This window comes from Rhodoferax sp. GW821-FHT10B06 (assembly GCF_059415605.1).
This window is the reverse complement of sequence record NZ_JBWKNO010000005.1, coordinates 170,402-196,746: the sequence shown is the minus strand read 5'-3', so window position 1 is coordinate 196,746 and position 26,345 is coordinate 170,402. Positions and strand designations below refer to the sequence as shown.

At 60.3% G+C, this 26,345-nt stretch carries 27 protein-coding genes; 7 read left to right on the top strand and 20 right to left on the bottom strand.

The annotated features are described in order from the left end of the window. Positions 1-5: 5 nt before the first annotated feature. The 9 genes from AC07O2_RS10380 to sucC form a co-directional block, all read right to left on the bottom strand. Complete coding sequence (locus AC07O2_RS10380) at positions 6-1,358, bottom strand: PglL family O-oligosaccharyltransferase (RefSeq protein WP_495075653.1); 1,353 nt, start codon at positions 1,356-1,358, stop codon at positions 6-8. 229 nt (positions 1,359-1,587) lie between these two features. Then, positions 1,588-3,297: a PglL family O-oligosaccharyltransferase gene (locus AC07O2_RS10375; RefSeq protein WP_495075652.1), complete on the bottom strand. Its 1,710-nt coding sequence runs from the start codon at positions 3,295-3,297 to the stop codon at positions 1,588-1,590. Between the two features lie 102 nt (positions 3,298-3,399). Next, positions 3,400-3,834, bottom strand: coding sequence for a pilin (locus tag AC07O2_RS10370; RefSeq protein ID WP_495075651.1), 435 nt, complete (start codon positions 3,832-3,834; stop codon positions 3,400-3,402). A 189-nt stretch (positions 3,835-4,023) separates the two neighbouring features. Then, positions 4,024-4,812 carry a 3',5'-cyclic-nucleotide phosphodiesterase gene (locus AC07O2_RS10365; RefSeq protein WP_495075650.1) on the bottom strand — a complete coding sequence of 263 codons (789 nt, stop codon included), beginning with the start codon at positions 4,810-4,812 and terminating at the stop codon, positions 4,024-4,026. Positions 4,813-4,928: 116 nt separating this feature from the next. Further along, on the bottom strand, positions 4,929-5,609 hold the full coding sequence (locus tag AC07O2_RS10360; protein WP_495075649.1) for an FHA domain-containing protein: 681 nt from the start codon (positions 5,607-5,609) through the stop codon (positions 4,929-4,931). Positions 5,610-5,655: 46 nt separating this feature from the next. After that, on the bottom strand, positions 5,656-6,441 hold the full coding sequence (locus AC07O2_RS10355) for a Stp1/IreP family PP2C-type Ser/Thr phosphatase (RefSeq protein ID WP_495075648.1): 786 nt from the start codon (positions 6,439-6,441) through the stop codon (positions 5,656-5,658). 237 nt (positions 6,442-6,678) lie between these two features. Continuing rightward, on the bottom strand, positions 6,679-7,377 hold the full coding sequence (locus tag AC07O2_RS10350; RefSeq protein WP_495075647.1) for a TerC family protein: 699 nt from the start codon (positions 7,375-7,377) through the stop codon (positions 6,679-6,681). An 89-nt stretch (positions 7,378-7,466) separates the two neighbouring features. Further along, complete coding sequence (gene sucD, locus AC07O2_RS10345; RefSeq protein ID WP_495075646.1) at positions 7,467-8,363, bottom strand: succinate--CoA ligase subunit alpha; 897 nt, start codon at positions 8,361-8,363, stop codon at positions 7,467-7,469. 9 nt (positions 8,364-8,372) lie between these two features. Next, entirely contained in the window at positions 8,373-9,539 is a 1,167-nt protein-coding gene (gene sucC, locus AC07O2_RS10340) for an ADP-forming succinate--CoA ligase subunit beta (RefSeq protein ID WP_495075645.1), read from the bottom strand. Between the two features lie 125 nt (positions 9,540-9,664). On the opposite strand from sucC, the gene argC reads away from it, so the two are divergent. Next, positions 9,665-10,576, top strand: a complete 912-nt coding sequence (gene argC / locus AC07O2_RS10335; protein ID WP_495075644.1) for an N-acetyl-gamma-glutamyl-phosphate reductase — start codon at positions 9,665-9,667, stop codon at positions 10,574-10,576. Positions 10,577-10,656: 80 nt separating this feature from the next. Here the strand turns inward: argC and recX are convergent, their stop codons facing one another. Further along, complete coding sequence (gene recX / locus AC07O2_RS10330) at positions 10,657-11,121, bottom strand: recombination regulator RecX (RefSeq protein ID WP_495075643.1); 465 nt, start codon at positions 11,119-11,121, stop codon at positions 10,657-10,659. A gap of 54 nt (positions 11,122-11,175) precedes the next feature. Further along, entirely contained in the window at positions 11,176-12,279 is a 1,104-nt protein-coding gene (gene recA / locus AC07O2_RS10325) for a recombinase RecA (protein WP_495075642.1), read from the bottom strand. A gap of 148 nt (positions 12,280-12,427) precedes the next feature. On the opposite strand from recA, the gene AC07O2_RS10320 reads away from it, so the two are divergent. Next, positions 12,428-12,901, top strand: a complete 474-nt coding sequence (locus AC07O2_RS10320; RefSeq protein WP_495075641.1) for a MarR family winged helix-turn-helix transcriptional regulator — start codon at positions 12,428-12,430, stop codon at positions 12,899-12,901. A gap of 34 nt (positions 12,902-12,935) precedes the next feature. Then, positions 12,936-13,610 (top strand): response regulator, encoded by a 675-nt coding sequence (locus AC07O2_RS10315; RefSeq protein ID WP_495075640.1) that lies wholly within the window; start codon positions 12,936-12,938, stop codon positions 13,608-13,610. Between the two features lie 128 nt (positions 13,611-13,738). Here the strand turns inward: AC07O2_RS10315 and AC07O2_RS10310 are convergent, their stop codons facing one another. Next, positions 13,739-14,047: a hypothetical protein gene (locus AC07O2_RS10310; RefSeq protein WP_495075639.1), complete on the bottom strand. Its 309-nt coding sequence runs from the start codon at positions 14,045-14,047 to the stop codon at positions 13,739-13,741. Positions 14,048-14,050: 3 nt separating this feature from the next. Here AC07O2_RS10310 and fusA point away from each other — a divergent pair, with 3 nt between their 5' ends. Beyond that, positions 14,051-16,045 (top strand): elongation factor G, encoded by a 1,995-nt coding sequence (fusA, locus tag AC07O2_RS10305; protein ID WP_495075638.1) that lies wholly within the window; start codon positions 14,051-14,053, stop codon positions 16,043-16,045. A gap of 87 nt (positions 16,046-16,132) precedes the next feature. On the opposite strand, the gene AC07O2_RS10300 is transcribed toward fusA, so the two are convergent. After that, a complete protein-coding gene (locus tag AC07O2_RS10300; protein WP_495075637.1) occupies positions 16,133-16,795 on the bottom strand; it encodes a pyridoxamine 5'-phosphate oxidase family protein in 663 nt (220 codons plus the stop codon). 96 nt (positions 16,796-16,891) lie between these two features. Here AC07O2_RS10300 and pdxR point away from each other — a divergent pair, with 96 nt between their 5' ends. After that, positions 16,892-18,343 (top strand): MocR-like pyridoxine biosynthesis transcription factor PdxR, encoded by a 1,452-nt coding sequence (gene pdxR / locus AC07O2_RS10295; RefSeq protein WP_495075636.1) that lies wholly within the window; start codon positions 16,892-16,894, stop codon positions 18,341-18,343. 1 nt (position 18,344) lies between these two features. Here the strand turns inward: pdxR and AC07O2_RS10290 are convergent, their stop codons facing one another. The 7 genes from AC07O2_RS10290 to AC07O2_RS10260 all read right to left on the bottom strand — a co-directional run bounded on the left by AC07O2_RS10290 (position 18,345) and on the right by AC07O2_RS10260 (position 24,605). After that, positions 18,345-19,409, bottom strand: coding sequence for an ABC transporter ATP-binding protein (locus AC07O2_RS10290; RefSeq protein WP_495075635.1), 1,065 nt, complete (start codon positions 19,407-19,409; stop codon positions 18,345-18,347). Positions 19,410-19,434: 25 nt separating this feature from the next. Continuing rightward, on the bottom strand, positions 19,435-20,265 hold the full coding sequence (locus AC07O2_RS10285) for a carbohydrate ABC transporter permease (protein ID WP_495075634.1): 831 nt from the start codon (positions 20,263-20,265) through the stop codon (positions 19,435-19,437). Then, a complete protein-coding gene (locus tag AC07O2_RS10280; RefSeq protein ID WP_495075633.1) occupies positions 20,258-21,121 on the bottom strand; it encodes a carbohydrate ABC transporter permease in 864 nt (287 codons plus the stop codon). Before AC07O2_RS10280 ends, AC07O2_RS10285 begins: the two co-directional genes overlap by 8 nt. An 82-nt stretch (positions 21,122-21,203) precedes the next feature. Then, on the bottom strand, positions 21,204-22,520 hold the full coding sequence (locus tag AC07O2_RS10275; RefSeq protein WP_495075632.1) for an extracellular solute-binding protein: 1,317 nt from the start codon (positions 22,518-22,520) through the stop codon (positions 21,204-21,206). Between the two features lie 22 nt (positions 22,521-22,542). Continuing rightward, positions 22,543-23,457 (bottom strand): dihydrodipicolinate synthase family protein, encoded by a 915-nt coding sequence (locus AC07O2_RS10270; protein WP_495075631.1) that lies wholly within the window; start codon positions 23,455-23,457, stop codon positions 22,543-22,545. 42 nt (positions 23,458-23,499) lie between these two features. Next, positions 23,500-24,180 (bottom strand): GntR family transcriptional regulator, encoded by a 681-nt coding sequence (locus AC07O2_RS10265; protein WP_495075630.1) that lies wholly within the window; start codon positions 24,178-24,180, stop codon positions 23,500-23,502. Continuing rightward, the gene (locus AC07O2_RS10260) at positions 24,180-24,605 is read right to left on the bottom strand and encodes an RbsD/FucU family protein (protein ID WP_495075629.1); all 426 of its coding nucleotides are present in this window, start codon (positions 24,603-24,605) and stop codon (positions 24,180-24,182) included. The genes AC07O2_RS10265 and AC07O2_RS10260 overlap by 1 nt, the downstream gene beginning before the upstream one ends. Positions 24,606-24,777: 172 nt before the next feature. Here AC07O2_RS10260 and AC07O2_RS10255 point away from each other — a divergent pair, with 172 nt between their 5' ends. Both AC07O2_RS10255 and AC07O2_RS10250 read left to right on the top strand, forming a co-directional pair. Continuing rightward, positions 24,778-25,380, top strand: coding sequence for a TetR/AcrR family transcriptional regulator (locus tag AC07O2_RS10255; protein ID WP_495075628.1), 603 nt, complete (start codon positions 24,778-24,780; stop codon positions 25,378-25,380). Between the two features lie 73 nt (positions 25,381-25,453). Beyond that, complete coding sequence (locus AC07O2_RS10250) at positions 25,454-26,341, top strand: alpha/beta hydrolase (protein WP_495075627.1); 888 nt, start codon at positions 25,454-25,456, stop codon at positions 26,339-26,341. Positions 26,342-26,345 lie beyond the last annotated feature (4 nt).

Sequence of the window (26,345 nt, the reverse complement as noted above, 5' to 3'; positions counted from 1 at the left end):
GGCTCCTAGGGCCGTGGTGGCGCCCGGTGCGCAGCCATCCACTCGGCATACCCCTCCGGAAAAGCCGCCTGGTAGCGCGCCAGATGGAAGACCGCATCCCGGTCCCGCCCCAGCAGCAAGGCGGCGTCTATCACCCGCTCTATGACACGTTGTTCGGGCGAGAAATGCAGCATCTCCAGCGCCATGCGGTACTGCTCAGGCGCATTGGCCAAGGTCAGCGGCGTAATTGACAGCTCGGCAAACTCCACCTGGTCATGGAACATCCAGCTCGCATGCAGCTTGTCCAGGGTGTCCATACGGTAAGCAGGATCACGGTCATCAGGCGACAAATAGATCTGGCTGATGCGGTGGTAATCCCAGGCCACATAGCTGCAAAATGCTATCAATGCAGTAGCTAGCAGCGCACAGATTAACTGCGCCAGAGCCCGATTTCTTTCAAATAACGATGGGCCTCGCCAGAGCAACAGTACGCCCAGGCCAGCCGCGATCTGGAACGGCCCGTACCACAGCGGATATTCCAGCAGGCTGTGCAGTCCGATCACCGCCAGCACCGACCAGGCAAGCTGACGTGTGGCATCCGTTTCTGCCCAGGGTTTCGACCGCAGCACCCAATACAACAACAGGCCGCATGCAATCAACGCCGCAGGGATGCCCAACTCCACCGCCAGGTGCAGGGGCAGGTTGTGCGCGTTGTCCAGGATGTCGCAAAAGCGCGGGCCATCAAACAGGGTGATGTAGTGCGCGTAGTTCAGCCCGCCCCAGCCCCAGCCGCCCCAGGGACGCAAGGAAATCAGGGTCAACACGTTGTGCCACAGAGTCAACCGGCTGGAACACACCGCATCCCCCGCCTGCAGGCGCGCCCAGGCCCCGCTGGACCAGGGGTCCAGGCCGATGAGCATCGGCAACAGCATCAACGCAGCCACATAGGCCAGCACATGGGCCACCGCCACCCTACGCACATCCGCCCACCGCCAGCCGCCCCACAGCAGCACCAGGGCCAGCAACACCAGCATCTGGAACATGCCCGTGCGGGAAGACGACACCGCGTTCCCCACCGCCAGCAGCACAGCCAGACCCAGCTGAGTGCCCCGCAGCCAAGCAGCGCTCACCACCGGCTTGGCCTGCACCACCCACCACAGCAAGGCGGCAAAAGCGATATTGGTCAAACTGGCGTACTGATTGCGCTGCCGCAAATTACCAAACGCCTCGCCCAGCGGGGTGGCATTTACCCAAGGCGTCAATTGCGCGCTTAGGCCGAAGTACTGGACAAGGCCGATGGCGCTGCTGAGTGCGCCTGCCAGCAGCCAGGCACTGGCGGCGACGCGAGGCCAGCCAAGCACCGAAGCACGAAGATCCACGGACCAAAAGAGCTGCGCCAACAACAGCACAGCCACCACACAGCACGAAGTCAACCAGGGGCCAACGGCTGAAGTGGGGCCCGGTGCGAATGGATTAAGCCAGGGAAGCGCAAGCACGGCACACGCTACCCAGAACCGCCAGTCAATGAGGTCCAGCGCACGCATTAATACAACACAACAAGTTCACGTAATTTCTAATATAAAAAACTTTCAACGGGTAAGTCGCGGATTACGGATGCTGGGCAGGAATCGACCACTTCACAGCTGCAATAGCAGGCTCTGTCAGCGATAGGTTTATCCATATACGCTGCAAATCCTGGAAAGACCCCCTCGGTAAAACATTTTCAATTTTCTCTATCCACTCGTATGCTTCTTTCGTTTGGTGACGATAGGCGAGTGCCTTAGCCAGATTTAACATATTTGATGGTGTTGGAAAACTGCTTGTGATTTTTTTCAAACCCTGCAAATCTTCATCACTTATATCAGAATCAACATCTTTTCGTGCGTAGCGAATGAACTCTGCCAAATCATTTAACAAAACAACATCAGGAATCTCACCAGGGGGTAAGTTTCCAACGCGGGCGACTTCTAACCGGTACGCCCTAAAACTTGCATCAACCCGAAAATAATCTCTAACAATAAAACCCAACAATGTAAAAATCGCCAAAAACATTAATAACATCGCCCATCGATTAATTTTAAATAGAACTCGATTGTGTAGGCTTTGATTCAACATACCCATTACCAATCCTGTCGGCAAAAGAAAATAGGCATGATGCAAAGGCAACTCCAGCATTGCATGGACCCCAACGGAAAGAATAAATGCAATTAGAATTGCATCGTATTTATTTGAGACTCTTCTAAGCGAACCAATTATCCATACCGATAAATAAAAAGCGGCGGCCCCGCCTATGGGAATGCCACACCAAAGAACCAAATCCAGAAATAAATTATGGGATTGAAGAAAAAATGCAGTCAAATTTGCGTGATCTTGTGCAACCGCCAATTGCGCAACAGCCAACCGATTCCAGCCATACCCCGACCATGGACTTCTTACGACTGCATCCAAGAACAAGCTATAGGCTTTAAGTCGCAACTGCGTAGAAGCGCCGCCCAAAGAGGTGGCACGAATTTCTACGTCGAGCCCTAATATTTTGCTGAAATATTGCAATAAAAATGTACAAACAACAAAATATAAAAAAAGCAGTGTTACCGCTTGAGGTACTCGAGGAGAAAGCCATAGCTTTCGCCAAGCCCAGGTCCCACACATAATCACAAACAAAGCTAAAAATGCCATCCGTGATTGAGTCATCACTATACCAAACAACAAAATCAACGCTGCGGCAATAGAAAATGTAATTCCAATCTTTTTTCTACATATTCCCCATGCACAAGCCAACAACCCCCAAATTTGCAAGGTCGCCAGTTGGTTAGGTTGTCCTAAATTCGCAGATGGACGACCAGGTGAAAATTCCGCAGCCCAAACCTCTAATTTATCAAAATCGAACGTTATGCCTAACCACTGCCGCAGCTGCAAACAGACAGATACCATGGCGGCAATGCCAATCGCAAGAAATAAGCCATCAGCAGCCATATTAGGCGTGGAGGCCTCCCAGCGAGAACCAATTAACAGCGCGCATAAAAAACCCAATAAATAGGCAGTGCATACCCAAGCCTGACCCGCGTACGGAATCATTCCCGCAAAAAACTGCATAAATGGAACAAGGGAAAGTATGGCTACAAATACAGGTAGGCCATGCCAATCGACTCCTTCACTCGACCGCACAATGACGGCCAATGCCGCAAAAGACAACATTACCGCAACCCACGCATCCGTATGAAATGTGGCCCACGGATAATAATGATTGGGAATGAGCCATGCCATTGCGAGCAACGGAACCCAGAGGCCCAACCACAAAGGAGGAATTGGCTGTTTCAAAATGAAAATATTCCAGTTTTATTACGACAAATACTGCCCAATGCGAATTTTATACACATAAAAAAAGCCCCCCGAAGGAGGCCTTTTTAATAAAAAAATCTATCAAGTACCTTGGCAGCTTGCAGGGCGGTACTTAGCCGTAATCGTGCCAGAGCAAATCCAGATAACCTGCCCGGTCGTGGACGAATAGGTACCAACCAACTGGATATTAGAGCCAGCAATTCGAGCTTCACCTTGACCAGTGGCTGTGACGGTGCCGTTCGTTGTTGCCGTGGTCGTATAAGAAACCGCACTTACGTATTTGGAAACTTGATTGTTCACCGTTGCACTAGCAACATCCGGCATTTGACCAAAAACCTGTGCTGCTTCAGAAATCGACGTCTTGGCAGATGAAGCAGCCAAAATCACCTCAGAAACCTTGGCTCGTACGGTGTAATCTTGATATGCAGGCAACGCTACCGCAGCCAGAATACCAATAATTGCCACCACAATCATCAATTCGATGAGGGTAAAGCCTTTTTGCAGAGATCGCTTCATTGATAAGCTCCTAAAAGAAAATGTTGAGACGAGCATACCCAGCACATTACGTGCCAGAGGAATATGCCACGGATTGAGTCTGCACATGTCGATTCCGGTCAAAAAATCCATCAGTCCCTGACAGCAATGTCACCTTATTGGTTTGCTCGCGAAAGAATGACAATTTTGACATCTTCACCGTGCGACTAACTAAACTTCAAACGCCTGCCCCGCCTGCAACCAACGGATGTCATGGGGGGCGGTGCGATCCAACGGTAATACTGCCTCAAACTGGGCAATCTCATCCATGATCAACTTGGTCTCGAACGGCTTGGTGTGGGTGATGAAAATCGGGAACTGCTGCTCGCCAATGCATTTAAGTTCCTCCGCCAAGGTCGCAGGGGACAAGTGCAGGCTACGACGGGCCAGATCTTTTTCGCGGTTGCTGAACGCAGTTTCAATCACCAGAGCGGCTACATCCAGCTGCGCCAAGCGCAGCCAGAATGCTGGGTTGCGCTCCGTGTCGCCTGTGAATACCCAGCTTGGCCCATCTGCGGATACGGCGTAACCCACGGCGGGCACAGAATGTACGGCAGGCAAGGCCTCAATACGCTTGTCACGGACGTGCACTATCTGACCCAAGCTGATTTCGTTGAAACGGATAAATGGCTCAGCCTCTGAGGGAATCACGCTGAAGTCTGGCCAAATCACATTATTGAAAATATGCGCTTTGAGCGCGGCAATGGTGCCGGCCAGCGCATAAATCTGAAATGGTCCGGTCCGCTGAGAAGCCACAGCATCCACCATCAGGGGCAGCGCTGCAACGTGGTCCAAGTGGGAATGGGTCAGGAAGATGTGGTTGACTGCGCACATTTCATCCAATGTGAGATCGCCAACGCCGGTACCGGCATCAATCAAGACATCAGAATCAACCAAAAAGGACGTGGTTCTGCAGTCTTTGGCAATGGCACCAGAGCATCCCAGCACACGGACCTTCATGACCAGACCCTTTGATTCATTTTGAAAATGGGCCGCGCCATCCCATCGGTGTCAGCTACGGAAGTAGACTTCTTGAAGCAGCGCGGTGCCCATGCTTCAACCAGACACCGGTTTTGTCAAGGCTGCACAAACTGCATTTGTGTGCCAGCCAACTGCAAGAGATCGCCATTTTTCAGCGCCACCGGCGTAGCCCCTATCGCACTGCCATTGAGCACGGGCTGGGTATCACCTTCTACATGCACCACAACATAGCCGTGCGGGCGGCGCGTAATCGCAGCAACAGCAATGCCTGGCTTACCCAAAGTCGTTACTATTTTGGTCAAGGTGACCTCACGCCCTGCCGCTGCACCGGACAACACGCGTATGGCGGCCGTAATATGCGGCGCTATTTCAGCCCCCACCAGCGGCATGGATGCCGAATGGTGCGACACACGGCGCACCTGCTGGCCAACACCACCGGCCAAAGGGCTGGGCCGAGAAGCCATGCCGCGCTCGAAACCCGAATCCATGCCGTCGCCCACAAACTTGAGTTTGTATTTGCCGACTTCAATCAGATCATTGTTCTGCAAAATTTGCTTGCGGGCTGCCTTACCGTTGATGTAGGTGCCATTGGTGCTGTTCAAGTCCTCCAGATGGACTTCATTGCCCACCATCAGTACCACCGCATGCTCCCCACTGATCGCCAAGTTATCGATCACGATATCGTTATACGGCCTACGGCCCAGCGTCGTGCGGTCTTTGGTCAACTGCACCTCTTTGATGACTACGCCGTCGATTGAAACAATCAGTTTTGGCATGGTCAGTTACCGTGTCTATTCATGGAATTGGCACCTGTGAATGGATCTAGCTTCCCAATAGCCGGGATACGAGTCCCCGCTTCTTGGCGCCGGCCACCGCTTGGACAAGCAGGACCGTAATATTATCTCGCCCACCATGCGCATTGGCGATGCTAATCAGCTGTCTGGCCTTTTGCGCAAGTGGGGCGTCGGTCTCCATGATACGTGCGATCGGCGCATCATCGACCATATCCGAGAGCCCGTCCGAACACATCAGGTACAGGTCACCTTCTTCTACCCCATGCTCATGCACCTCCAGCAGCACGCTGTCATCTATCCCCAAGGCACGTGTCACCAAATTTTTGTTATTGGATGTCGCAGCCTGCTGAGGCGTAATCAGTCCTGCATCCAGTTGCTCCTGCAACAAAGAATGGTCCTTGGTGATTTGCTGCAATACATTGCGCCGAAAACGATAGCACCGTGAATCGCCGATATGGCCCACCAGCACACGGCTATCTTGAAAGATGCCCACCACCAAGGTCGTACCCATGCCCGCGTAATGCTCATTCACGTTGGCTGCGGTGTACACCGCCAAATTGGCGTTGTGCACGCAAGCATCCATGGCTCGGCGAAGATCCCGGCCACTCGCCTGGGACCCTGCCTCTAACAGCCACCGCGCCAACTCGGTGTGGACAAACGTAGTCGCCATGCTGCTGGCGACCTCGCCTGCGTTGTAGCCCCCCATACCGTCCGCCAATACCGCCAACCCGCTGGGCTCGTCAAAAGCCGCAGCGTCTTCATTGTTTTCGCGCAAAAGACCAGGGTGGGTCTGCGTACAGAACTCGTAAATCATCTTGTTGTCGAACTGAGCTCGTGAAATTCCAATGCAATAGACGGCTTGCGGGATATGAACCGGCTAGGTCTAGTTTGCCACGACCTTGAGCCTGAGCACATAAATGATCCGCCTTTCGCCTCTGCGCATCAGATGCAGACATCTATTTCCGCTGTATTTTGTTACAACTAGGCGGCAAAAAAAGCCCGCAGCGGGGCAGTTTTTCACGTCACATCCTAAAAATAGAGGGTGTGCGAATCAAACTGGCGTGGAATTGCTGCGCTTTTGCAACCAAGTACCCAAAGCAACCACCAATACGGCGCCGATCACACCGGCAAAATTCACGGTCTGCTCCTTGGTTTCGCCAAACTGGGTCACAACGGCCGGATCCGTCAACAGCATTTCACCCGCCAAAAATCCCAAAAGCGCCGCACCAATCGTAATGATGATGGGAAATCGCTCCATCACCTTGGTCAGCAAAGTGGCGCCAAACACGATCAAGGGAATGCTCACCAACAAACCCAGCACCAACAAAGGAACATTTCCGTTGGCTGCTGCTGCCACGGCCAGCACGTTATCGAGACTCATGACCAGATCGGCAATCAAAATAGTCCGAATGGCCGCCAGCAACCCATGGATCTGCTTGCCATGCCCGCCATCGCCTTCGCCCTCGTCCTTGAGCAGATCCACCCCGATATACACCAGCAAGGCCGCGCCCAGCAACTTCAGAAACGGCATAGCCAACAATTTGATGGCCACCACCGTCAGCACAATCCGCATCACGATGGCGGCAGCGCTGCCCCATACGATGGCTTTCTGCTGCTGCTCTGGCTTCAAAGTGCGGGCTGCCATGGCGATTACCACGGCGTTGTCGCCGCTCAGGACGATATTGGCCAAAACAATCGAGCCAAACGCGCTCCAGAACAGGGGCGAGGTGAAATCTAGTCCAAAAAACATATACCGCCCTCTACAAGCACGTTAAAACAACGCCGGGCACCCAAGGTGCCCGGCATGGATTCGAAGGCTGCCTGTAGCGGCAACCTCTATTACTTCAGCAGAGCTTTCAGCAGCTTGCCCATTTCGGATGGATTGCGTGTCACGGTGAAACCGCACTCTTCCATCACAGCCAGTTTGGCATCCGCCGTGTCGGCGCCACCGGAGATCAGCGCACCGGCGTGGCCCATGCGCTTGCCGGGGGGAGCGGTCACGCCAGCGATGAAGCCAACGATAGGCTTCTTCATGTTCAGCTTGCACCAGCGAGCGGCTTCAGCTTCGTCCGGACCACCGATTTCACCGATCATGATGACCGCATCGGTATCTGGATCTTCGTTGAAAGCCTGCATCACGTCGATATGCTTCAGACCGTTGATCGGGTCGCCACCGATGCCGACGGCGCTGGATTGACCCAGACCGATTTCGGTCAGTTGCGCCACAGCTTCGTAGGTCAGCGTGCCGGAACGGCTGACCACGCCAATCCGACCCTTGCGGTGGATATGGCCGGGCATGATGCCAATCTTGATTTCGTCAGGAGTGATCAGACCGGGGCAGTTGGGGCCCAGCAGCAGGGTCTTCTTACCGCCAGCGGCTTCCTTGGCCTTCATGCGGTTGCGCACTTCCAGCATGTCTTTGACGGGGATGCCTTCGGTAATACAGATCGCCAGGTCCAGATCGGCTTCAACGGCTTCCCAGATCGCGGCAGCAGCGCCGGCTGGCGGCACGTAGATCACCGACACGGTTGCGCCGGTTTCCGAAGCCGCTTCCTTGACGGAGGCGTAGATTGGGATATTGAAAATCGACTCGCCGGCCTTCTTGGGGTTCACACCCGCGACGAAAGCGTTTTTACCGTTGGCGTATTCCTGGCACTTTTCAGTGTGGAACTGGCCGGTCTTGCCGGTAATACCTTGGGTGATGACTTTGGTGTCTTTGTTGATATAGATGGACATGACGATTCCTTAGCGGGCGTTAACGGCTGCGACAACTTTTTCGGCCGCTTCAGCCATGCTGTCCGCACTGATGATGGGCAGACCGGACTCGGCCAGCATCTTCTTGCCCAGGTCTTCGTTGGTGCCCTTCATACGCACGACCAGAGGCACAGACAGGTTCACTGCCTTGCAGGCCGTGATCACGCCGGTGGCGATGGTGTCGCACTTCATGATGCCGCCGAAGATGTTGACCATGATGGCCTCAACCTTCTTGTTCTTCAGCATGATCTTGAAGGCTTCGGTGACCTTCTCGGGAGTGGCACCGCCGCCCACGTCCAGGAAGTTGGCAGGCTCAGCGCCGTACAGCTTGATGGTGTCCATGGTGGCCATGGCCAGGCCGGCGCCGTTCACCAGGCAACCAATGTTGCCGTCCAGGCTGATGTAGGCCAGGTCGAACTTGGAGGCTTCCACTTCGGCAGCGTCCTCTTCGTCCAGATCGCGGTAGGCGACGATTTCTGGGTGGCGGAACAGCGCATTTGGGTCGAAATTGAACTTGGCGTCCAGGGCCATCAGGTTTCCCTTGGAGTCGCAGTTCAACGGGTTGATTTCCACCAAGGACGCATCGGTGTCCATGTAGCACTTGTAGATCTTGGCGAAGATGTCTACGGCCTGGTCAATAGACACGCCGGTCAAGCCGATGGCTGCAGCCACCTTCTTGCTCTGCTCGGGGGTAATGCCGGTCAGCGGGTCGATCATCTCGGTGACGATTTTCTCGGGCGTGGAATGCGCCACTTCCTCGATGTCCATACCGCCTTCGCTGGAAGCGATCAGGGCCACCTTCTGCGTGGCGCGGTCGGTCACCAGGGACACATACAGTTCGTTCTTGATGTCGGCGCCGTCTTCAATGTACAGGCGGCGAACTTTCTGGCCTTCAGGACCGGTCTGGTGCGTCTTCAGCTGCATGCCCAGGATTTCACCGGCCAGCTTCTTCACGTCGTCAATGGTCTTAGCAACCTTGACGCCGCCGCCCTTGCCACGTCCGCCTGCGTGGATCTGTGCCTTGACAACCCACACTGGGCCGCCGAGTTTTTGGGCGGCTTCCACCGCTTCTTGCACCGTGAATGCCGGAATGCCCTTCGGCACTGGCACACCAAAATTACGCAAGATTTCCTTGCCTTGGTATTCGTGAATCTTCATGAGGGCTCTCTCAGGAATGGATGGGGTTCTGCCCGTCTGTCTTGTATAAGACTTGCGAGCTGCGTTCTGTCAGCCCGCGAATGTATCATGCTGCAACGCACAACACCTTACAGCATAGGCTCACCATGTCCAAAGTCTTCATCGATGGCGAAGCCGGTACCACCGGTCTGCAAATCCGCGAACGCCTGCAATCCATGCCGCAGATCGAGTTGGTCAGCATCGCCCCCGAGCTGCGCAAAGACCCCGCAGCCAAGCGCGCCTTGATGGCCACGGTGGACCTGGTCATCCTGTGTCTGCACGACGATGCCGCCATTGAGTCGGTGGCCATGATCGACAGCCTGCCCGGCAAGAAACCCAAGATCATCGACGCTTCTACGGCCCACCGTACGGCGCCGGGCTGGGTCTTCGGCTTTCCTGAATTGGTAGCTGGGCAGAAAGAAGCCGTGGCGCAAGCTGACCGCGTGGGTAACCCCGGCTGCTACGCCACTGGCGCGATTGCGCTGATCCGCCCGCTGGTGGATGCCGGCCTGCTGGACCCGGACGCTGCACTGGCACTGCCCTCGGTCAGCGGCTACTCGGGTGGCGGACGCAGCATGATCGAAGCCTATGAAAAGGGCGAAGCGCCGCTGTTTGAAATCTACGCGCTGGGCCTGCAGCACAAGCATTTGCCGGAAATCATGCGCTACACCGGCCTGACCCGCCGACCAATCTTTGTACCGTCCGTGGGCAACTTCGCCCAGGGCATGCTGGTGCAGCTGCCGCTGCATCTGGACCTGCTGCCCGGCAAGCCCACCGGCCAAGACCTGCACAACGCCTTGGCCAAGCACTACGCGGGCAGCGAATGGGTCACGGTCGAAGCCCCTGGCGACAGCGGCAAACTGGACGCCCTGGCGCTGGTCGACACCAACAAGATGGAGCTGCGCGTGTTTACCAACGAAACCCACCGCCACGCGGTGCTGATCGCCCGTCTCGACAACCTGGGCAAGGGCGCCAGCGGTGCCGCAGTGCAAAACCTGAAGCTGATGCTGGGCCTGTAAAACCAGGTTACTACACTTTTTATAGCTTCCAGCGCAGGTGCTATCTGCGCCAGCGGCCTAAAAAGCTTGTAAACCTATTCTCAGCAATCGTCGTCGCTGCCGGCCACCACGCGCCGCACGGCGTCCGACGAAAAGCCCCGCGCCAACAAAAAGCGCTGCTGCTTGGCGCGTGCCGCAGCGTCCACCGGCGGGCTGCCGAACTTCTTGCGCCAAACGTCGCGGGCACGCTCCAGCTCCGTGGCTTGCAAACCGGCTACTGCATCCAGCACGGCAGACGGGTCCAGGCCCTTGTTTTGCAACTCCTGGCGGATGCGCGAGGCGCCCAGCTTGCCGGCGCGCCGGTACAGCACCGAATCCAGCACGCGCTGCTCGTTGATGAAGCCCTTGGCCTGCAGCTCGTCCAGCGCCTGGGCCAGCTCGCCCGGGGTTTCTTCAAACGCCGCGAGCTTGCGCTCCAGCTCTACCCGCGAATACTCGCGGCCGCTGAGCAGGCGCAGGGCACGGCCCTTGAGGCTGATGGGTGCGGTGGCCGATGGAAACGCCATGTGCTATCTCTTTAATAGCTACCAGCGCAGGTACTAGCTGCGCTGGCAGGCACTTTATGCCTCAGCCTTGGCCTTCTTGCCTTCTTTCACTTCCTTGGCTTCTTCCACCACAGGGACCAGAGGAATGCCCAGGGACTCGCGCACCTTGTTCTCAATTTCGATCGACAGGCCGGGGTTCTCGCGCAGGAATTCGCGGGCGTTGTCGCGGCCCTGGCCGATTTTTTCGCCGTTGTAGGCATACCAGGCACCGGACTTTTCGATGATCTTGGCTTCCACGCCCATGTCGATGATTTCGCCATGGCGGCTGATACCTTCGCCGAACAGGATGTCGAACTCGGCCGTCTTGAACGGGGGCGCGACCTTGTTCTTCACCACCTTGACCTTGGTTTCGTTGCCGATGGAGTCGTCGCCCTTCTTGATGGTGCCGGTGCGGCGGATGTCCAGGCGCACCGAGGCGTAGAACTTCAGCGCGTTGCCGCCGGTGGTGGTTTCGGGCGAGCCGAACATCACGCCGATCTTCATGCGGATCTGGTTGATGAAGATGACCATGCAGTTGGCCTTCTTGATGGTGGCGGTCAGCTTGCGCAGCGCCTGGCTCATCAAGCGGGCTTGCAGGCCGGGCAGGCTGTCGCCCATTTCGCCTTCCAGCTCGGCCTTGGGCGTGAGAGCTGCCACCGAGTCCACCACGATCAGGTCGATGGCACCGGAGCGCACCAGCGAATCGACGATTTCCAGGGCCTGCTCGCCAGTGTCGGGCTGGCTGATCAGCATTTCCTGCAGGTTCACGCCCAGGTTCTGTGCGTACTGTGTGTCCAGCGCGTGCTCGGCATCGACGAAGGCGCAGGTGCCGCCCAGCTTTTGCATCTCGGCAATTACTTGCAGGGTCAGCGTGGTCTTACCGCTGGACTCTGGGCCGTAGATTTCGATGACCCGGCCACGTGGCAGGCCGCCGACGCCCAGCGCCACGTCCAGGCCCAGCGAGCCGGTGGAAACCACCTGGATGTCCTCGATCACCTCGCCCTCGCCCAGGCGCATGATGGTGCCCTTGCCGAACTGCTTTTCAATCTGCGCCAGAGCGGCTTGCAGGGCTTTGGCTTTTTCAGCCAGGGCAGCGGGGGTGGGGGCGACAGCGGGAGCGCGAGCAGCGGTAGGGTTCATGGCGGTGTCTTTCAAAATCAAGGGGTCAAGAGCTAGTGGGCCTGCATGGCCTGCTATTAACAACAGGCTGGATGCTTGAACAGTAGTTTAAAGCGCTGTTTTAAACCTGCAAAGCATATTTTTAGTCAGTTTGCCTTACCATTAATCCATGGCTTCCATCACGACAGACCAGGCTTGGCGGGAGACCCATTTGGGGCGGCGGCTGGACGCTGCCCTGCGTCAGTTCGACGCGCGCGTGCTGGAGCTGATGGCGCGCAATATCGAGGTACCGCTGGCCCTGGGCAACCTGGCGGCGCGCGCGCAAGTGGGCGCCGCCCACATCCACATCACACGGCACCTGCCGCTGCAGGGCGCACGGCTGACCGAACTGGCCGCGCAAGCCGGCATGAGCAAACAGGCCATGGGCGACCTGGTGGACCAATGCGCCGCCTGGGGCATGGTGGCGCGCGAACCCGACCCGCTGGACGCCCGCGCCCGCCGGGTGGTGTTCACCGCCACCGGCCTGGCCTGGCTGCAGGCCTATCGCGACGCCGTGGCCCAGACAGAGGACGAATTCCGCGCTGCTGTCGGCCAGGAGGTAGCGACCGTGGTCACGCTGGGCCTAGAAGCCTACGCGGCCTAGAATTGGTCGAAGAAAACCTATAAAGGGGACACGTATGCGCATTCTCATTGCGGAAGACGACCAGGTATTGGCCGACGGCCTGTTGCGGGCGCTGCGGGCCTCAGGCGCGGCGGTGGACCATGTGTCCAGCGGCAGCGAGGCCGACGCGGCGCTGCTGACCAACCGCGAGTTCGACCTGCTGATACTAGACCTGGGCCTGCCCAAGATGCATGGGCTGGAGGTGCTGAAGAAACTGCGCGCCCGCGGCTCCTCGCTGCCGGTGCTGATACTGACCGCTGCCGACAGCGTGGAAGAACGCGTCAAAGGCCTGGACTACGGCGCCGACGACTACATGGCCAAACCCTTTTCGCTGCAGGAGCTGGAAGCGCGCGTGCGCGCCCTGGCGCGGCGCGGTGCAGGCGGCGCCAGCAGCAGCATCCAGCACGGCCCGCTGGTCTACGACCACGCAGGGCGCATGGCCACCATCGACGGCAAGCTGGTCGAGCTGTCAGCCCGCGAACTGGGCCTGCTGGAGGTGCTGCTGCAGCGCGCCGGCCGCCTAGTCAGCAAGGAGCAGTTGATCGAGCGCCTATGCGAATGGGGCGAAGAGGTCAGCGTCAACGCCATCGAGGTCTACATCTACCGGCTGCGCAAGAAGATCGAAAAAGGCCCGATCCGCATCGCCACCGTGCGCGGCCTGGGCTACTGCCTGGAAAAGATTGCGCCGTGATTTACGCCGTAATGTGTGCCTTGAATGTTACATAGCACATTACTATTGAAACATAAGCACCCAAAGACAAAACCTACAGAAAATTTTATAATTGCGATCATGCGTATGTCCACCCAAGCTTTGATCCTCTAGAAACCTTCCGATTTTTCGGAGGGCTTATGCGCCTTGCCGGAACCCACACAACCCCGGCAATTTGCGCGGGGTTTTTTGTTTTCTGGGCCTGTGTTTTTAAGAAAGTTTCTATGCGTACCTTTGACAAGCTGATCGCCGCAATTCATCCGCACCAGTGGATGGTGGGCTTGCGCTCGTCCATTGGTGTCGCTGCCGACGCGCAAGACATAAACCGCTAGCTGCGGGATTTTTTCAAGGCTGTGGAACAGCCGTTGAAACCCCTGGCCAGCATTGAGCAGGCCAGGGGTTTTGTCTTTAAGGAACATAGCATGAACACGCGACAACTTCGCAATATCGGCATCATCGCCCACGTCGACGCTGGCAAGACCACCGTCAGCGAACGGGTGCTGTTCTCCACCGGCGAAATCCACCGGACCGGTGAGGTACACGACGGCAACGCCACCATGGACTATGACCCGCAGGAGCGGGCGCGCGGCATCACCATCAACAGCGCAGCCACCACCGTGGCCTGGCGCGACCACCAGATCAATCTGATTGACACGCCCGGCCACATCGACTTCAACATCGAGGTGAGCCGCTCGCTGCGCGTGCTCGACGGCGCGGTCGTGGTGTTCGACGGCGTGGCCGGCGTGGAGCCACAAACCGAAACCAACTGGCGCCTGGCCGACCAATACCATGTGCCGCGCATTGCGCTGGTCAACAAGCTGGACCGTACCGGCGCGGACTTCACGCGCGTGGTGGCGATGATGGCCGAGCGCCTGGGCGTCAAACCCCTGGTGCTGCAGCTGCCCATAGGCACGGAAGCCGAGTTCAGCGGCGTAGTCGATCTGCTGACCCAGCAAGCCCTGACCTGGCCGCCCAATGCCCAAGGCAAACCGACGCTGGAACGCAGTTCTGTGCCCGCCTATATGCAGGCCGCCGTGGAGTCTGCGCGTCGCACCCTGGTAGAGACCGCCGTGGAGCAAAACGACGCACTGCTGACCGCCTATCTGAACGGTGAAGACATCTCGGAAGCGCAGCTGCGCGCATGTATCCGCCAGGGCACACTGGCCGGCGCCTTCGTGCCCGTGCTGGGCGGCGCCGCGCTGAAGAACAAAGGCGTCGAGCCGCTGCTGGATGCGGTGGTGGACTACCTGCCCGCGCCCGAAGACCGCAACACTGACCTGCCACCGGGTGACGGCTTTGCCGCGCTAGTGTTCAAGGTGGTGCACGACGAACACGGCACGCTGAGCTATCTGCGCGTTTACCGTGGCGAAGCCCATGCGGGCAGCCAGGTACTGAACGCCAATACCGGCCAGCGCGAGCGCTTGTCGCGCGTGGTGCAAATGCACGCGGACCGGCGCGAAGAGCTGGCACTGGCGCAAGCCGGTGACATCGTCGCCGTGGCAGGGCTCAAGGCCAGCAAGACCGGCCACACGCTGAGCGACCCCGCGCAGCCCTTGGTACTGGAGGAAATCCATGCGCCCGAACCTGTCATTTCGATGGCGGTGGAGCCGCACTCGCGCGACGAGCAAAACAACTTTTCGCGCGGCCTGCACACGCTGGTGGACGAAGACCCCAGCCTACGCCTGGGCCAGGACGCCGACACCGGCCAGACCCTGCTGTCCGGCGTTGGTGAGCTGCAGCTGGAAGTGACGCTGGAGAAACTGCGCAGCCGCTTCGGCGTGACGGTGCACACCGGCCCGCCGCAAGTGGCCATGCGCGAGACCATTGCGCGTGCGGCCAACGTGCGCTATCTGCACAAGAAGCAGAGCGGCGGCCCTGGCCAGTATGCGGAAGTGGCGCTACGCGTGGAGCCGCTGGAGCGCGGCGCAGGTCTGCGCTTCGAGAACGCCATCACCGGCGGTGTGATCCCCAGGGAATACATCCCCAGTGTGGAACAAGGCGTGCGGCGCGCGGCCCTGGCCGGCGTGCTGGCCGGCCACCCGGTGGTGGATCTGCTGGTCACGCTGGAAGATGGCAGCTTCCACGAGAAGGACTCGTCCACGCTGGCGTTTGAGGTAGCCGGTGCGGCCGCCTTCACCCAGGCGCTGCGCGAGGCCGGGCCGACGTTGCTGGAGCCAGTGATGGCCGTGGAGGTCACCACGCCCATGGACCACGTGGGCGATGTGATCGGCGACCTGAACCGCCGGCGCGGCCAGGTGCGCAGCCAGGACCAGCGCGGCAATGCGGCGGTCGTGCGCGCCATGGTGCCGCTGCAGACGCTGTTTGGCTACATCGGCAGCCTGCGTGCGCTGACCGCCGGGCGTGCCAGCTACACGATGCAGTTTGACCACTACGCCGAAGCGCCACGCCAGGCCTGAGCCTGAAAAGGGCGAGCCGCAAGGCTCGCCCTTTCTTTATGCACAAAATCAGCTGCTAGCGCACATTCCATGTGCGCTAGCAGCTATCTAAACAGTAGCGTCCTGCCACTGCCGCACATAGGCCGGCAAGTCGCCGGGCCCAGGTACGTCCACCACCGGAGCGGCGTGGACCTGTACCAGCGGCAATACACCGGTCCACACCGGGATGTCCATGTCCTCCGCATCGTCGATGGGCGGGCCGGTGCGCACCTTACACACAGCTTCCGTCAGCGCAATACGCATCACGGTGGTGGCGGCGAACTCTTTGTCATTACCACGGCGGATGTCCGCATTCCGGCCCGGCGCCAGCTTGTCCATGAAAGCGTCCAGCGCAGCGCGCTTGTCGGCGTCTTCCACTACCCGCTCAAAGCAACCGTAGACCACGGCCGATCGGTAGTTCATCGAATGGTTAAAAGCCGAACGCGCCAGCACCAGACCGTCCACATGGGTGATGGCCACGCAGGCCTGGGTGCCCGCACCCAACAGCTTCAGCAAGCGGCCGCCGTTCGAGCCGTGGATGTACAGGTGCTCGCCCTCGCGCCAGCAGGCGGTGGGAATGTTGTGCGTGCCCTTGTCGTCCGCAAAAGCGATATGGCACACATAGGCCGCGTCGATGATGGCGTGCAGCGTGCTGCGCTGGTAGTCGGCGTTCTCGGCCACGCGGCGGATACGGGTGCGTGCGCTGGGCGGTGCGACGGCGGTGTCGGTCATGGAGCAGGTTCCAGAAGAAGAGTGAAAGGCTGCGCACTATAATTTTTTGTGGCTCTAAAAATAGAACCATAAGCAATTCATTTTATAGGGCCACTGATGGACTACTCCGTGCTGTTCGCGCAATTCAGCCAGGCCCATGCGCAGCTAAGCTGGCCGCGCCAGCGGCTACTGCATGCCTGCCTGCGCGCCGCCATACGCAGCGGCACATTGGCTGCCGGCACGCGCCTGCTGGCGACACGCCAATTGGCCAGCGATTTGGGCGTGTCGCGCAACACCGTGCTGTACGCGTATGAGCAACTGGCCACCGAAGGCTATGTGCAGCCGGACCGGCGCGGCACGCGGGTGGCAGACATGGCCCTGGCCCGCCCCGCACCACGCGCCCGCCCGGACCAGCCAGCCCCCAGCCTGTCACGGCGCGCCCAAACCACCGAGCCCCTGCCCGAAGCCCAGTTGATGGGCGCCTTCGTGCCCGGTGTGCCGGCCCTGGCCGACTTCCCGCTGCCGGCTTGGCGGCGCCTGGTGGAGCGCGCCTGGCGCAACATGTCCACCGTGCAGCTGAACTACGGCGGGCCGGCGGGCCAGCCCGCGCTGCGCGAGGCCATTGCCGAGCACCTGCGCGCCTCGCGCGGCGTGGTCTGCGAGGCGCGCCAGGTCTTCATCACCGATGGCACGCAAAGCAGCCTGGACCTGTGCGCCCACGCCTTTGCCGATGCGGGCGACACCGTGTGGCTGGAGAACCCCGGCTACCGCGGTGCGCTGACGGCGTTCAAAGCTGCCGAGCTGCGGGTCCACGGCATTGCGGTGGATGCCGACGGCATGGCGCCCAGCGCCGCCGACTGGCGCCTGCATCCACCCAAGCTGGTCTACGCCACACCGTCGCACCAGTACCCGCTGGGCAGTGTGCTGAGTCTGCCGCGACGGCTGGCGCTGATCGCCCAGGCCCAGGCCACGGGCGCACTGCTGATCGAGGACGACTACGACAGCGAATTCCGCCATGACGGCCCGCCGCTGGCCGCTATGCAGGGTCTGCAGCCGGACGCGCCAGTGCTGTACCTGGGCACCTTCAGCAAAACCATGTTCCCGGCGCTGCGCATCGGCTTCATCGTGGTGCCGCAGAACTGGGTGGAGCCGCTACAGCGGCTGGTGACGCAGTCGGTACCCCGGGGCCGCGCCGCAGACCAACTGGCCCTGGCAGAGTTTTTGCGCAGCGGCCAGTTCGCCACCCATTTGCGCCGCATGCGCCGTCTCTACCGGCAGCGGCGCGATGCCCTGCGCAGCGCGCTGGAACGGCAACTGGGCGATGTAGGAAGCGTGCACGGTGGCTCGGCCGGCATGCATCTGGCGCTGGTGCTGGACGCCGCGATTTCCGACTTGGCGGTCAGCACCCAGGCGCTGCAAAAAGGCATCGTGGCCCACCCCTTGAGCGCCCACGCCGTAGGCAGTGGGCCAGTGTGGAACGGCCTGATGCTGGGCTATGCCCAGGTGCCGGTGGAGCAGATGGAGGCAGCGGTGAAGAAACTGGCGGCCATCGTCCGCAAGCTGGGCTGAGCTACAAGCGCTGCTGCGTGGCCTCGTCAAACACATGGACCCGCTCAGCCGGAATCGCCAGCGTGATGTTGTCGCCAGACTTCACCAGCAAGCGGTCATGCACCAGGGCCTGGATGGGCTGGCCCTGGGCTTCGCAGGTCAGCAAGGTGTCGGCACCGCTGAACTCGACCACCTTCACCTCACAAGGAATGCCATGAGGCTCGCCTGCCGGGCGCACCTGCAGATGCTCGGGCCGCAGGCCCAGCAGCACGCGGCGCTGGCCCAGGTTGGCAAACCTGTCTTCCAATAGGACTTGACCACCAAAATCGGCTCTGGCGCAGGTATTGCCTGCGCTAGCAGCTACTACATTCATAGCAGGCGAACCGATGAAGGTGGCAACGAAGCTATTGCACGGCCGGTCGTACAGCTCGGCCGGGGTGCCGATCTGCTCCACCTTGCCGTCGCGCAGCACGATGATGCGGTCGGCCATGGTCATGGCTTCGATCTGGTCGTGGGTGACGTAGATGGACGTGGTCTTCAGCCGCTGGTGCAGGGCGCGGATTTCGGTGCGCATCTGCACGCGCAGCTTGGCGTCCAGGTTGCTCAGCGGCTCGTCGAACAGAAAGACCTGCGGGTCGCGCACCATGGCCCGGCCCATGGCCACGCGCTGGCGCTGGCCGCCGGAGAGCTGGCGCGGCAGGCGGTCCAGCATCTTGTCCAGGCCCAGCATCTTGGCGGCGCCCGCGACCTTGCTGGCAATGGTGCCCTGGGGGGTGCCGGCAATCATCAGGCCGAAGCCCATATTCGCCTCGACCGTCATGTGCGGGTACAGCGCATAGGTCTGGAACACCATGGAGATGCCGCGCTCCTTGGGCGGCAGATCGTTGACCACCTTGTCGCCAATGCGGATCTGGCCTGCGCTGGGCGCGTCCAGCCCAGCCAGCATGCGCAGCAGGGTGGATTTGCCGCAGCCGCTGGGGCCGACGAAAACGGCGAATTCACCGTCGCCAATGGAGATGTCCACGCCCTTGATGACGGGCACGTTGGCAAAGGATTTCTCAATGCCGGAGAGGGTTACGGATGCCATGGATTTTTATGCTCGGAAAAAGGGATTAACCACCTTTGACGCCACCCGCAGTGAGGCCGCCAACGATTTCTTTCTGGATCAGCAAGGTGAGGATCAGGACCGGCAAGGTGACCAGCAAGGCCGCCGCAGCCAGCGGCCCCCAGGCAATCTGCTCGAAGGTCAGCACGTTGTAGATGGCGACCGGCAGGGTGCGCGTCTCACGCCCGGCCAGCACGGCGCCGAAGATGAAGTTGTTCCACGAAAAGATGAAGGCCAGAATGCCCGCCACCGTAATGCCAGGCCGGGCCAGCGGCAGGGCGATATGGCGAAAGCGCTGCCAGGGTGAGCAGCCATCGACCACCGCCGCCTCTTCCAGCTCGATGGGCAAGGTCTCGAAATACCCCGACACGATGTAGACCATGATGGGCACGGTGATCACCAGGTGGGTGATGATGACCGGCGCCAAGGTCCCGGTCAGCCCCAGCGCCTGGAACAGCGTGAACAGCGGGATCAAGAAGCTGATGGCCGGCGTCATGCGGGCGATCAGGATAACCATCAGCAGCTTACGCGCCTTCATTCGGGCCACGCCGTAGCCGGCAGGCACACCGATCAGCAAGGCCACGATGGTCGCCGTACCCGACACCATGATGCTGTTCAGCAGGTACTGGAAGAACGGGCCGCTGTCGAACACCTTGACGAAGTTCGCCAGCGTGGGCGGGCTGGGGATGAACACCGGCGGGTAGGCCAGGTTGTCCACCTCGTTCTTGAATGCCAGCGACAGCATCCACACAAAGAAGCTGATGGCGGGAGACACCAGCAGGAACACGCACAAACCCAGCAGCAGCTTGTCGCGTAGGCGGTCACGGGTGTTATTCATAATATTTTGAGCGCTCGCGCAGCCAGAAAAGAAGCATGGACAAAGCCACCACCAAGACAAAAAACACCACCACCACGGCCGACGATTTGCCCACTTGGTAGAACGAAAACGCCTGCAGGTACAGGTAGATATTGATGGTCTCGGTCGATGTACCCGGCCCACCCTGGGTGATCACGTAAATGGTGTCGAAGGTCTTCAAAGCATCGATCAGCCGCACAACGGCAGCCACAAGAATGAAGGGCAGCAGCAGCGGAAAGGTGACGTAACGGAAGGTCTGCCAGCGGCTAGCGCCCTCCATGTAGGCGGCTTCGAACGGGTCGGTGGGCAAGGAGGCCAGGCCGCCGAGCACGATCAGCATCACCAGCGGTGTCCACTGCCACACATCCACCATCACCAGGCACAGAATCGCCAGCTTGGGCGAGTACACCCATTCACTGGGGCCTATGCCGACCAGGGACAGCAGGTAGTTCAGCACGCCCTGCTGCGGGTGGAACATCATCACCCACACCAGCGCAATCGCCACCGGCGTAGCCATCATGGGCAGCACAAAAGCACCGCGCCAAAAGCCGCGCCAGGCGAACTTCTGGTTGAACACCAACGCGGCGGCGGTGCCCAGCACCAGCGGTGCGGCCACGGCCAGCGCGGTGAAGATCAGCGTGTGGGCAACCGACTCCAGAAAGCGCGTATTGCCTATCAGCTCAGCGTAATTGCCCAGGCCGGCAAAAGTGGCTTTGGAGCCGATCTTCCAGTCGAAAAGACTCATCCACAGCGTGAACATCCAGGGGAAGACGATCACCGCCGTGATGACCACCACGGCGGGCAGGATGAACCATAAAAAAGGCGAAAGCTTGCGCATGCCAACAGACTCCACGTGCGCCGTAAAGAGCGCACATAAGGGACAGGTGAAAACGAGCCGCGCCGGAGCGCGGGCTGTCGGATCAGGCGTCGGCTTTGGCCGCCACCGGGGCGAAGTCAGCCGTGGCCTTCTTCAGTTCGGCCGCCACATCGCCGCCGCTGAGCATGTTGCTCAGCGCAATGCCGAACACATCGCGGAACTCGTTTACCGGCTCGATGATGGGCAGGCCGGGGCGGGCAATCTTCAGCGAACCCGCCACTGCAGACAGCCACTCTGGCGGTACCTTGAGGTTGGCAATCGCCTCGGCATTCGAGTATGCCGACAAGCGCACCGGCGCGCCTGATGCGGTTGCCAGCATGCGGGCCTGCATCGCCTTGCCGGTGGCCCATTGGATGTAGTACCAGGCCGGGCCCTTTTTGCTGGAATAGGCCGACACGCCAATGCCGTCACCAAATGTGGGCGACACCTGCAGCTTGGGGCCGGGCGGCAAGATGCCGTAGCCCACCTTGCCCACCACCTTGGACTTGGCCGCGTCTTCCAGCGGCGGCGCGAAGCCGGAGCCATCGATCCACATGGCGGCCTTGCCCTGCAGGAACAGGCTTTGCGCCTCGTTCCAGTTGTAGCCGGCCACACCGGCCGGGCCGGTGTTCTTCAGCAGGTCGCGGTACATATTTGCCGAGGCCAGGGCCTCCGGCGAGTCAGTCAGCAGCTTGCCAGAGGCATCAAAAAACTGGCCGCCAAAGCCCAGGAAAAAGCCGGTCCACAAAGGCACGTTGGCGTTCTTCAAACCGCGGCCGACGAAGCCCACCACGCCATTGGCTGGGTCGTGCAGCTTCTTCGCCGCGTTCACGATGTCGGCATAGCTGGTGGGGTAGGCCACGCCCTTGGCGGCGAAGAGTTCCTTGTTCCAGTACAGCACCCAGGGGTCGAGGTTGAACGGCAGGCTGTCGATGCGGCCGTCGCTCTGGGTGGCGTAGAACATGCCGCCGGCGGAGTAGTCCTTCAGATCGAAATCGGGTGCGGCCGCGCTGGTAAACAAGCCGCGCAAATCCTCCATCCACTTGCCCTTGGCGAACTGGCGCTTCTGCACGTGGTAGCTGAGGTGCACCACGTCGAAACTGGTCTTGCCGGAGTTGAACTCGATCACCGTCTTCTGGCGCGACTGCTGCTCGGGCACCTGCTCGGCACCGACCTTGATGCCGGTCAGGTCTTCGAACTCCTTCTGGTACTTCTGCAGCAGCTCACCACGCGGGCTTTTGATCAAATGCACCTCGATGCTCTGGCCGCTGTAGCGCTTCCAGTCGAAAGCGCCCTGGGCATGTGCAGTTGGCAAACCCGCCAGCGCGGTAGCACCAGCTGCAGCCTGCAAAACGGTACGGCGTGGGATGGAACGTGTCATGTGTTTGTCTCCTAGTTTTTATCTACAGGGATGCGGCGTCCTGGCCTAGCGCACGATACGCGGCGCGCACTGCCTGCGCCTCGGTGTTATCCAGCGGCGTCAACGGTGCGCGCACATTCAGCCAGGTGTCGTCACCGGTCTGCTCGGCCAGGGCGGTTTTGTAGGCGCTGACGAAGGGCATGTTGGGCATCAGGCTCAGCAGCTTCAGCAGGTCCACGATCAGCGCCTCATCGGCTGCGGACACGGTCTCAGGGTTACGCATGACGCGGCTGATCAAATGCGGTGCCAGGTTCGACAGGCCATTGATCGAGCCCGGGCTACCGGCGCGCATGGCGGTGGCGATATGCGCTTCCGAGCCCACCAGAATCGCCAGCTTGGGAAAGGCCTTGATGATGTCCAGCGAATGCGCCAAGTCCCCCGCGCTGTCCTTGAAGCCGACCACCTGCTTTGGATGCAAGCGCATCAGCTCGGCCACAACCGCGTATGTGAAGGTCACATTGCTCAGCGAGGGGAAGTGGTACAGCAGCACGCGCAAATCGTCCGAGCCTATGCCACGGATCACCTGGCTGACGGCGGACACCACGCCCGCCTCGCGCGGGTGGTTGAAGAAGAAAGGCGGCATCAGCAACTGGCGTGTACAACCCAGCGCGATCGCATGGCGGCCCAGTTCAATCGCCTCGGCCAGTGCGCAGGCCGAGATGGTGACGACGATCTGGTCAGGACGCACACCGCTGGCCAGCACCGCCTCCAGCAAGCTCTTGCGCTCGGCCAGGCTGAACGACAGGCCTTCGCCGGTGGTACCAAACAAGGTCACACCATCACAACCTGCGGCCAACATGCGTTGGATATGCGCCAGGGTATGCGGCAGATCGACCTGGCCGCTGGCATCAAAAGGCATCAACAAGGCGGGCCACAGGCCCTTAATAGCGTGTGTCAAAAAAGTGCTCCTAGGTAAGTTGCGGGGAAAGACATTGCGGGACTAAAGGACGGGAAGGTCCACCGTCAGCACGCGGTGGCGCGCGCTGTCCAGATGCGCCTCCAGCAGTTGTTCGGCTGCGGCAGCGTCACGCTGCTGCAGGGCGGCGATAAAGCGCAGGTGCTCCTGCATGGCGGGGATCAGGCGGGCCGGGGTAATCACGCTTTGCTCCAGCTTGATCAGCCGCACACGCAGGCTGTTCACGCGGTAGATCTCGGAGATGATTTCGTTGCCGAGCGCGTCCACCATGCGGTCGTGCAGGCCCCAGTCCACCGCCTGGGCGTCGTCCAGCAACGTGGCATCAGGTTGGTCGGCACTGGCGCGTTGCAGGATGTCCTGGTGGCTGGCAGTAATGGCCTCCAGCTCGGCCGCACTGACGCTGGTGGTGAAATGCCGCACCGCCTCACGCTCGATCAGGCTGCGCACCTGGAAGGCATTGCGCACCAGCTTCAAGTCCACATGGGCGATCTGCAGGCCGCGCTGGGGCACGGTTTTGACCAGGCCGCCGGCCTCCAGGCGGGGGATCATCTCGCGCACCGCGCCCAGCGGCATGTCCAGCAGGGTCATCAAGGCCCGCTGGGAAATGAATTGCCCGGGCCGGATGCTGCCGCTGAGGATTTGCTGGGTAAAGCCCTGGTAAGCCCGCGCACGCTGGCTGGTGGGTTCTAAGCTGACGGTTGCCATCACGAAGCCACCACGCCTTTTTTGAGCAGGATGTTGCCGTACAACCGGGTTTCACCGGTGGCAACGACCGCGAAGGCCTGGGCTGCGCGGGCATAGAACGCATAGCGCTCCAACGAAGCGGGTGGCTGCTCGCCGTGGCGCTGCAGGGTTTGGGCGAAATCTTGCACTGCGGGCGGCACGGCGCTGGCGTCGCCCACCACTTGCATGGTGAAGGCCGCGTGGGGCTCAAAGCTGTCCAAAGGTAGCACCGACAAAACGGCATCCAACACCCGGGTCGCCTCCACACCGGGCAGGCGCACCAGACGCTTGGCGTTGGTCGCCGCTGGAAAATTGGCGTCAGCCAACACGATCTCATCACCATGGCCCATGGAGGCCAGGATGTGCAGCAGGTCGGCAGACAGCAGGGGCGACAGGTTTTTAAGCATGGAGCGAAGGGCGGCGAATGTAAAACGGGATCTGCTTGCGCACTAACATGTCAGTTGTGTGCTACGTCACTATAGGTACGACGGGCAGAAGCAGTACCGGTACAAACCCGTGCGGGCAAATACCTAATGCTGCATCGCCCCAAATTTCGCACAGTCGTGCTAATATTTTGGAATGGATGCAAAAACCCAGAAGAGCGAGCTCACCCGCGCCACCATCGTCAGCGCCGCTATGGAACTGGCGGCCGCCCAGGGCCTGGAAGCAATCAGCCTGCAGGCCGTGGCTGACCGCATCGGCCTGTCCAAAAGCGGAGTGTTCTCGCGCATAGGTTCGCGCGAGGCATTGCAAAAAGCTGTCGTCGACGAATACGGCCACCGCTTTGTGGCCGACGTGTTTACGCCCGCCATGCAACAACCCCAGGGCTTGCCCCGGCTGCACGAAATCATGCGGCGCTGGAGCCTGCGGGTCTGCCAGGTGGAGGTGCGCAGTGGCTGCATCTTTACCGCTGGCGCCTTCGAGCTGCACGACCGGGAAGGCGAGCTGCGCGACCATCTGGTGCAGGCCATCAGCATCTGGCGCGCAGCACTGTGCCGCACGGTGCAGCAAGCCATCACGCTAGGGCAGTTACGGGCCGACACCGATGCGGACCAGTTGGTGGGCGAGCTGTACAGCCTGGTCATAGGCCTGCTGCACGATGCCCGCTTCCTGCGCGACCCGCGCGCCACCGAGCGCACCCAGACCAGCTGGACCCGGCTGATTGCCAGCTACCAAACCTGAACCCTGCGTGTGTGCCTGTTTTTTTATTCAAATTTCGCACAACTGTGCTATTTATTTCACCAAGGAGCTCACCATGACCGATGCCACGTTGCCAGCCGCTTTGAGCTATTACGACACCCATGCCATGACCCGTTGGCTGCGCTGGGGTTTGCGCGCCATGCAGCAGGTTTCGCCGTCGCTCGCGTTGCACTCGGCCTACCGCTTGTTCGGCACGCCACTGCCGCTCAAATGGCTGGGCCGCAAGCACGCCTGGGGCCCAGGCTGGCAGACCGAACATTGGGCCTTTGAGCAGGCCAGCCTGACGGTCTACAGCCTGCCAGCAGCCGCCGACGCGTCCTGCGTGTTGCTGCTGCACGGCTGGGGTGGCCATGCGGCCCAGATGCTGCCGTTGGCCCAGGTACTGGCGGAGCAAGGCCTGCGCCCGGTGCTGGTAGAGATGCCGGCCCACGGCCGCAGCGCCGGCCAGACCAGCAATCTGCCGCAGTTCACCCGGGCCATGGAATATGTCAGCGCCCGCCTGCAACAAGACGGACAGCTATTGCAGGCAGTAGTTGCGCACTCGCTGGGCGCCAATGCCGCAGCCTTTGCGCTGGCGCGCGGCCTGCCGGCGGCCAAGCTGGTGCTGCTGGCGCCACCGGCTTCGCCGCGCCAATACACCCACCAGTTCGCCCGGGTCTTTGGTCTGCGGGAAACCGTGCGCGCCAGACTGGAGCAACGCCTGGAAGCCCGTGAAGGCATTGTGCTGACCCAGCTGGAACCGGCCGCGGTGGGTCCACGCATCCGCGCCCAGACCCTGGTGGTGCACGACCGCGGCGACCGGGTCAACCGCTTTGCCGACGGCCTGGCCTATAGCCAGGCGATCCAGAATGCCCGCTTGGTAGCCACCCAGGGCTTGGGCCACCGGCGCATTCTGCAAGACCCGGCGGTGCTGGCTGAGGTCGCTGCATTCGTGACCGCGTAAGCAC

Excerpts from the sequence above, each read along its gene's own strand:
- AC07O2_RS10370 (WP_495075651.1), bottom strand. The coding sequence starts at position 3,834 with ATGAAGCGATCTCTGCAAAAAGGCTTTACCCTCATCGAATTGATGATT.
- AC07O2_RS10365 (WP_495075650.1), bottom strand. The coding sequence starts at position 4,812 with ATGAAGGTCCGTGTGCTGGGATGCTCTGGTGCCATTGCCAAAGACTGC.
- AC07O2_RS10360 (WP_495075649.1), bottom strand. The coding sequence starts at position 5,609 with ATGCCAAAACTGATTGTTTCAATCGACGGCGTAGTCATCAAAGAGGTG.
- AC07O2_RS10355 (WP_495075648.1), bottom strand. The coding sequence starts at position 6,441 with ATGATTTACGAGTTCTGTACGCAGACCCACCCTGGTCTTTTGCGCGAA.
- AC07O2_RS10350 (WP_495075647.1), bottom strand. The coding sequence starts at position 7,377 with ATGTTTTTTGGACTAGATTTCACCTCGCCCCTGTTCTGGAGCGCGTTT.
- sucD (WP_495075646.1), bottom strand. The coding sequence starts at position 8,363 with ATGTCCATCTATATCAACAAAGACACCAAAGTCATCACCCAAGGTATT.
- sucC (WP_495075645.1), bottom strand. The coding sequence starts at position 9,539 with ATGAAGATTCACGAATACCAAGGCAAGGAAATCTTGCGTAATTTTGGT.
- argC (WP_495075644.1), top strand. The coding sequence starts at position 9,665 with ATGTCCAAAGTCTTCATCGATGGCGAAGCCGGTACCACCGGTCTGCAA.
- recX (WP_495075643.1), bottom strand. The coding sequence starts at position 11,121 with ATGGCGTTTCCATCGGCCACCGCACCCATCAGCCTCAAGGGCCGTGCC.
- recA (WP_495075642.1), bottom strand. The coding sequence starts at position 12,279 with ATGAACCCTACCGCTGCTCGCGCTCCCGCTGTCGCCCCCACCCCCGCT.
- AC07O2_RS10320 (WP_495075641.1), top strand. The coding sequence starts at position 12,428 with ATGGCTTCCATCACGACAGACCAGGCTTGGCGGGAGACCCATTTGGGG.
- AC07O2_RS10315 (WP_495075640.1), top strand. The coding sequence starts at position 12,936 with ATGCGCATTCTCATTGCGGAAGACGACCAGGTATTGGCCGACGGCCTG.
- AC07O2_RS10310 (WP_495075639.1), bottom strand. The coding sequence starts at position 14,047 with ATGTTCCTTAAAGACAAAACCCCTGGCCTGCTCAATGCTGGCCAGGGG.
- fusA (WP_495075638.1), top strand. The coding sequence starts at position 14,051 with ATGAACACGCGACAACTTCGCAATATCGGCATCATCGCCCACGTCGAC.
- AC07O2_RS10300 (WP_495075637.1), bottom strand. The coding sequence starts at position 16,795 with ATGACCGACACCGCCGTCGCACCGCCCAGCGCACGCACCCGTATCCGC.
- pdxR (WP_495075636.1), top strand. The coding sequence starts at position 16,892 with ATGGACTACTCCGTGCTGTTCGCGCAATTCAGCCAGGCCCATGCGCAG.
- AC07O2_RS10290 (WP_495075635.1), bottom strand. The coding sequence starts at position 19,409 with ATGGCATCCGTAACCCTCTCCGGCATTGAGAAATCCTTTGCCAACGTG.
- AC07O2_RS10285 (WP_495075634.1), bottom strand. The coding sequence starts at position 20,265 with ATGAATAACACCCGTGACCGCCTACGCGACAAGCTGCTGCTGGGTTTG.
- AC07O2_RS10280 (WP_495075633.1), bottom strand. The coding sequence starts at position 21,121 with ATGCGCAAGCTTTCGCCTTTTTTATGGTTCATCCTGCCCGCCGTGGTG.
- AC07O2_RS10275 (WP_495075632.1), bottom strand. The coding sequence starts at position 22,520 with ATGACACGTTCCATCCCACGCCGTACCGTTTTGCAGGCTGCAGCTGGT.
- AC07O2_RS10265 (WP_495075630.1), bottom strand. The coding sequence starts at position 24,180 with ATGGCAACCGTCAGCTTAGAACCCACCAGCCAGCGTGCGCGGGCTTAC.
- AC07O2_RS10260 (WP_495075629.1), bottom strand. The coding sequence starts at position 24,605 with ATGCTTAAAAACCTGTCGCCCCTGCTGTCTGCCGACCTGCTGCACATC.
- AC07O2_RS10255 (WP_495075628.1), top strand. The coding sequence starts at position 24,778 with ATGGATGCAAAAACCCAGAAGAGCGAGCTCACCCGCGCCACCATCGTC.
- AC07O2_RS10250 (WP_495075627.1), top strand. The coding sequence starts at position 25,454 with ATGACCGATGCCACGTTGCCAGCCGCTTTGAGCTATTACGACACCCAT.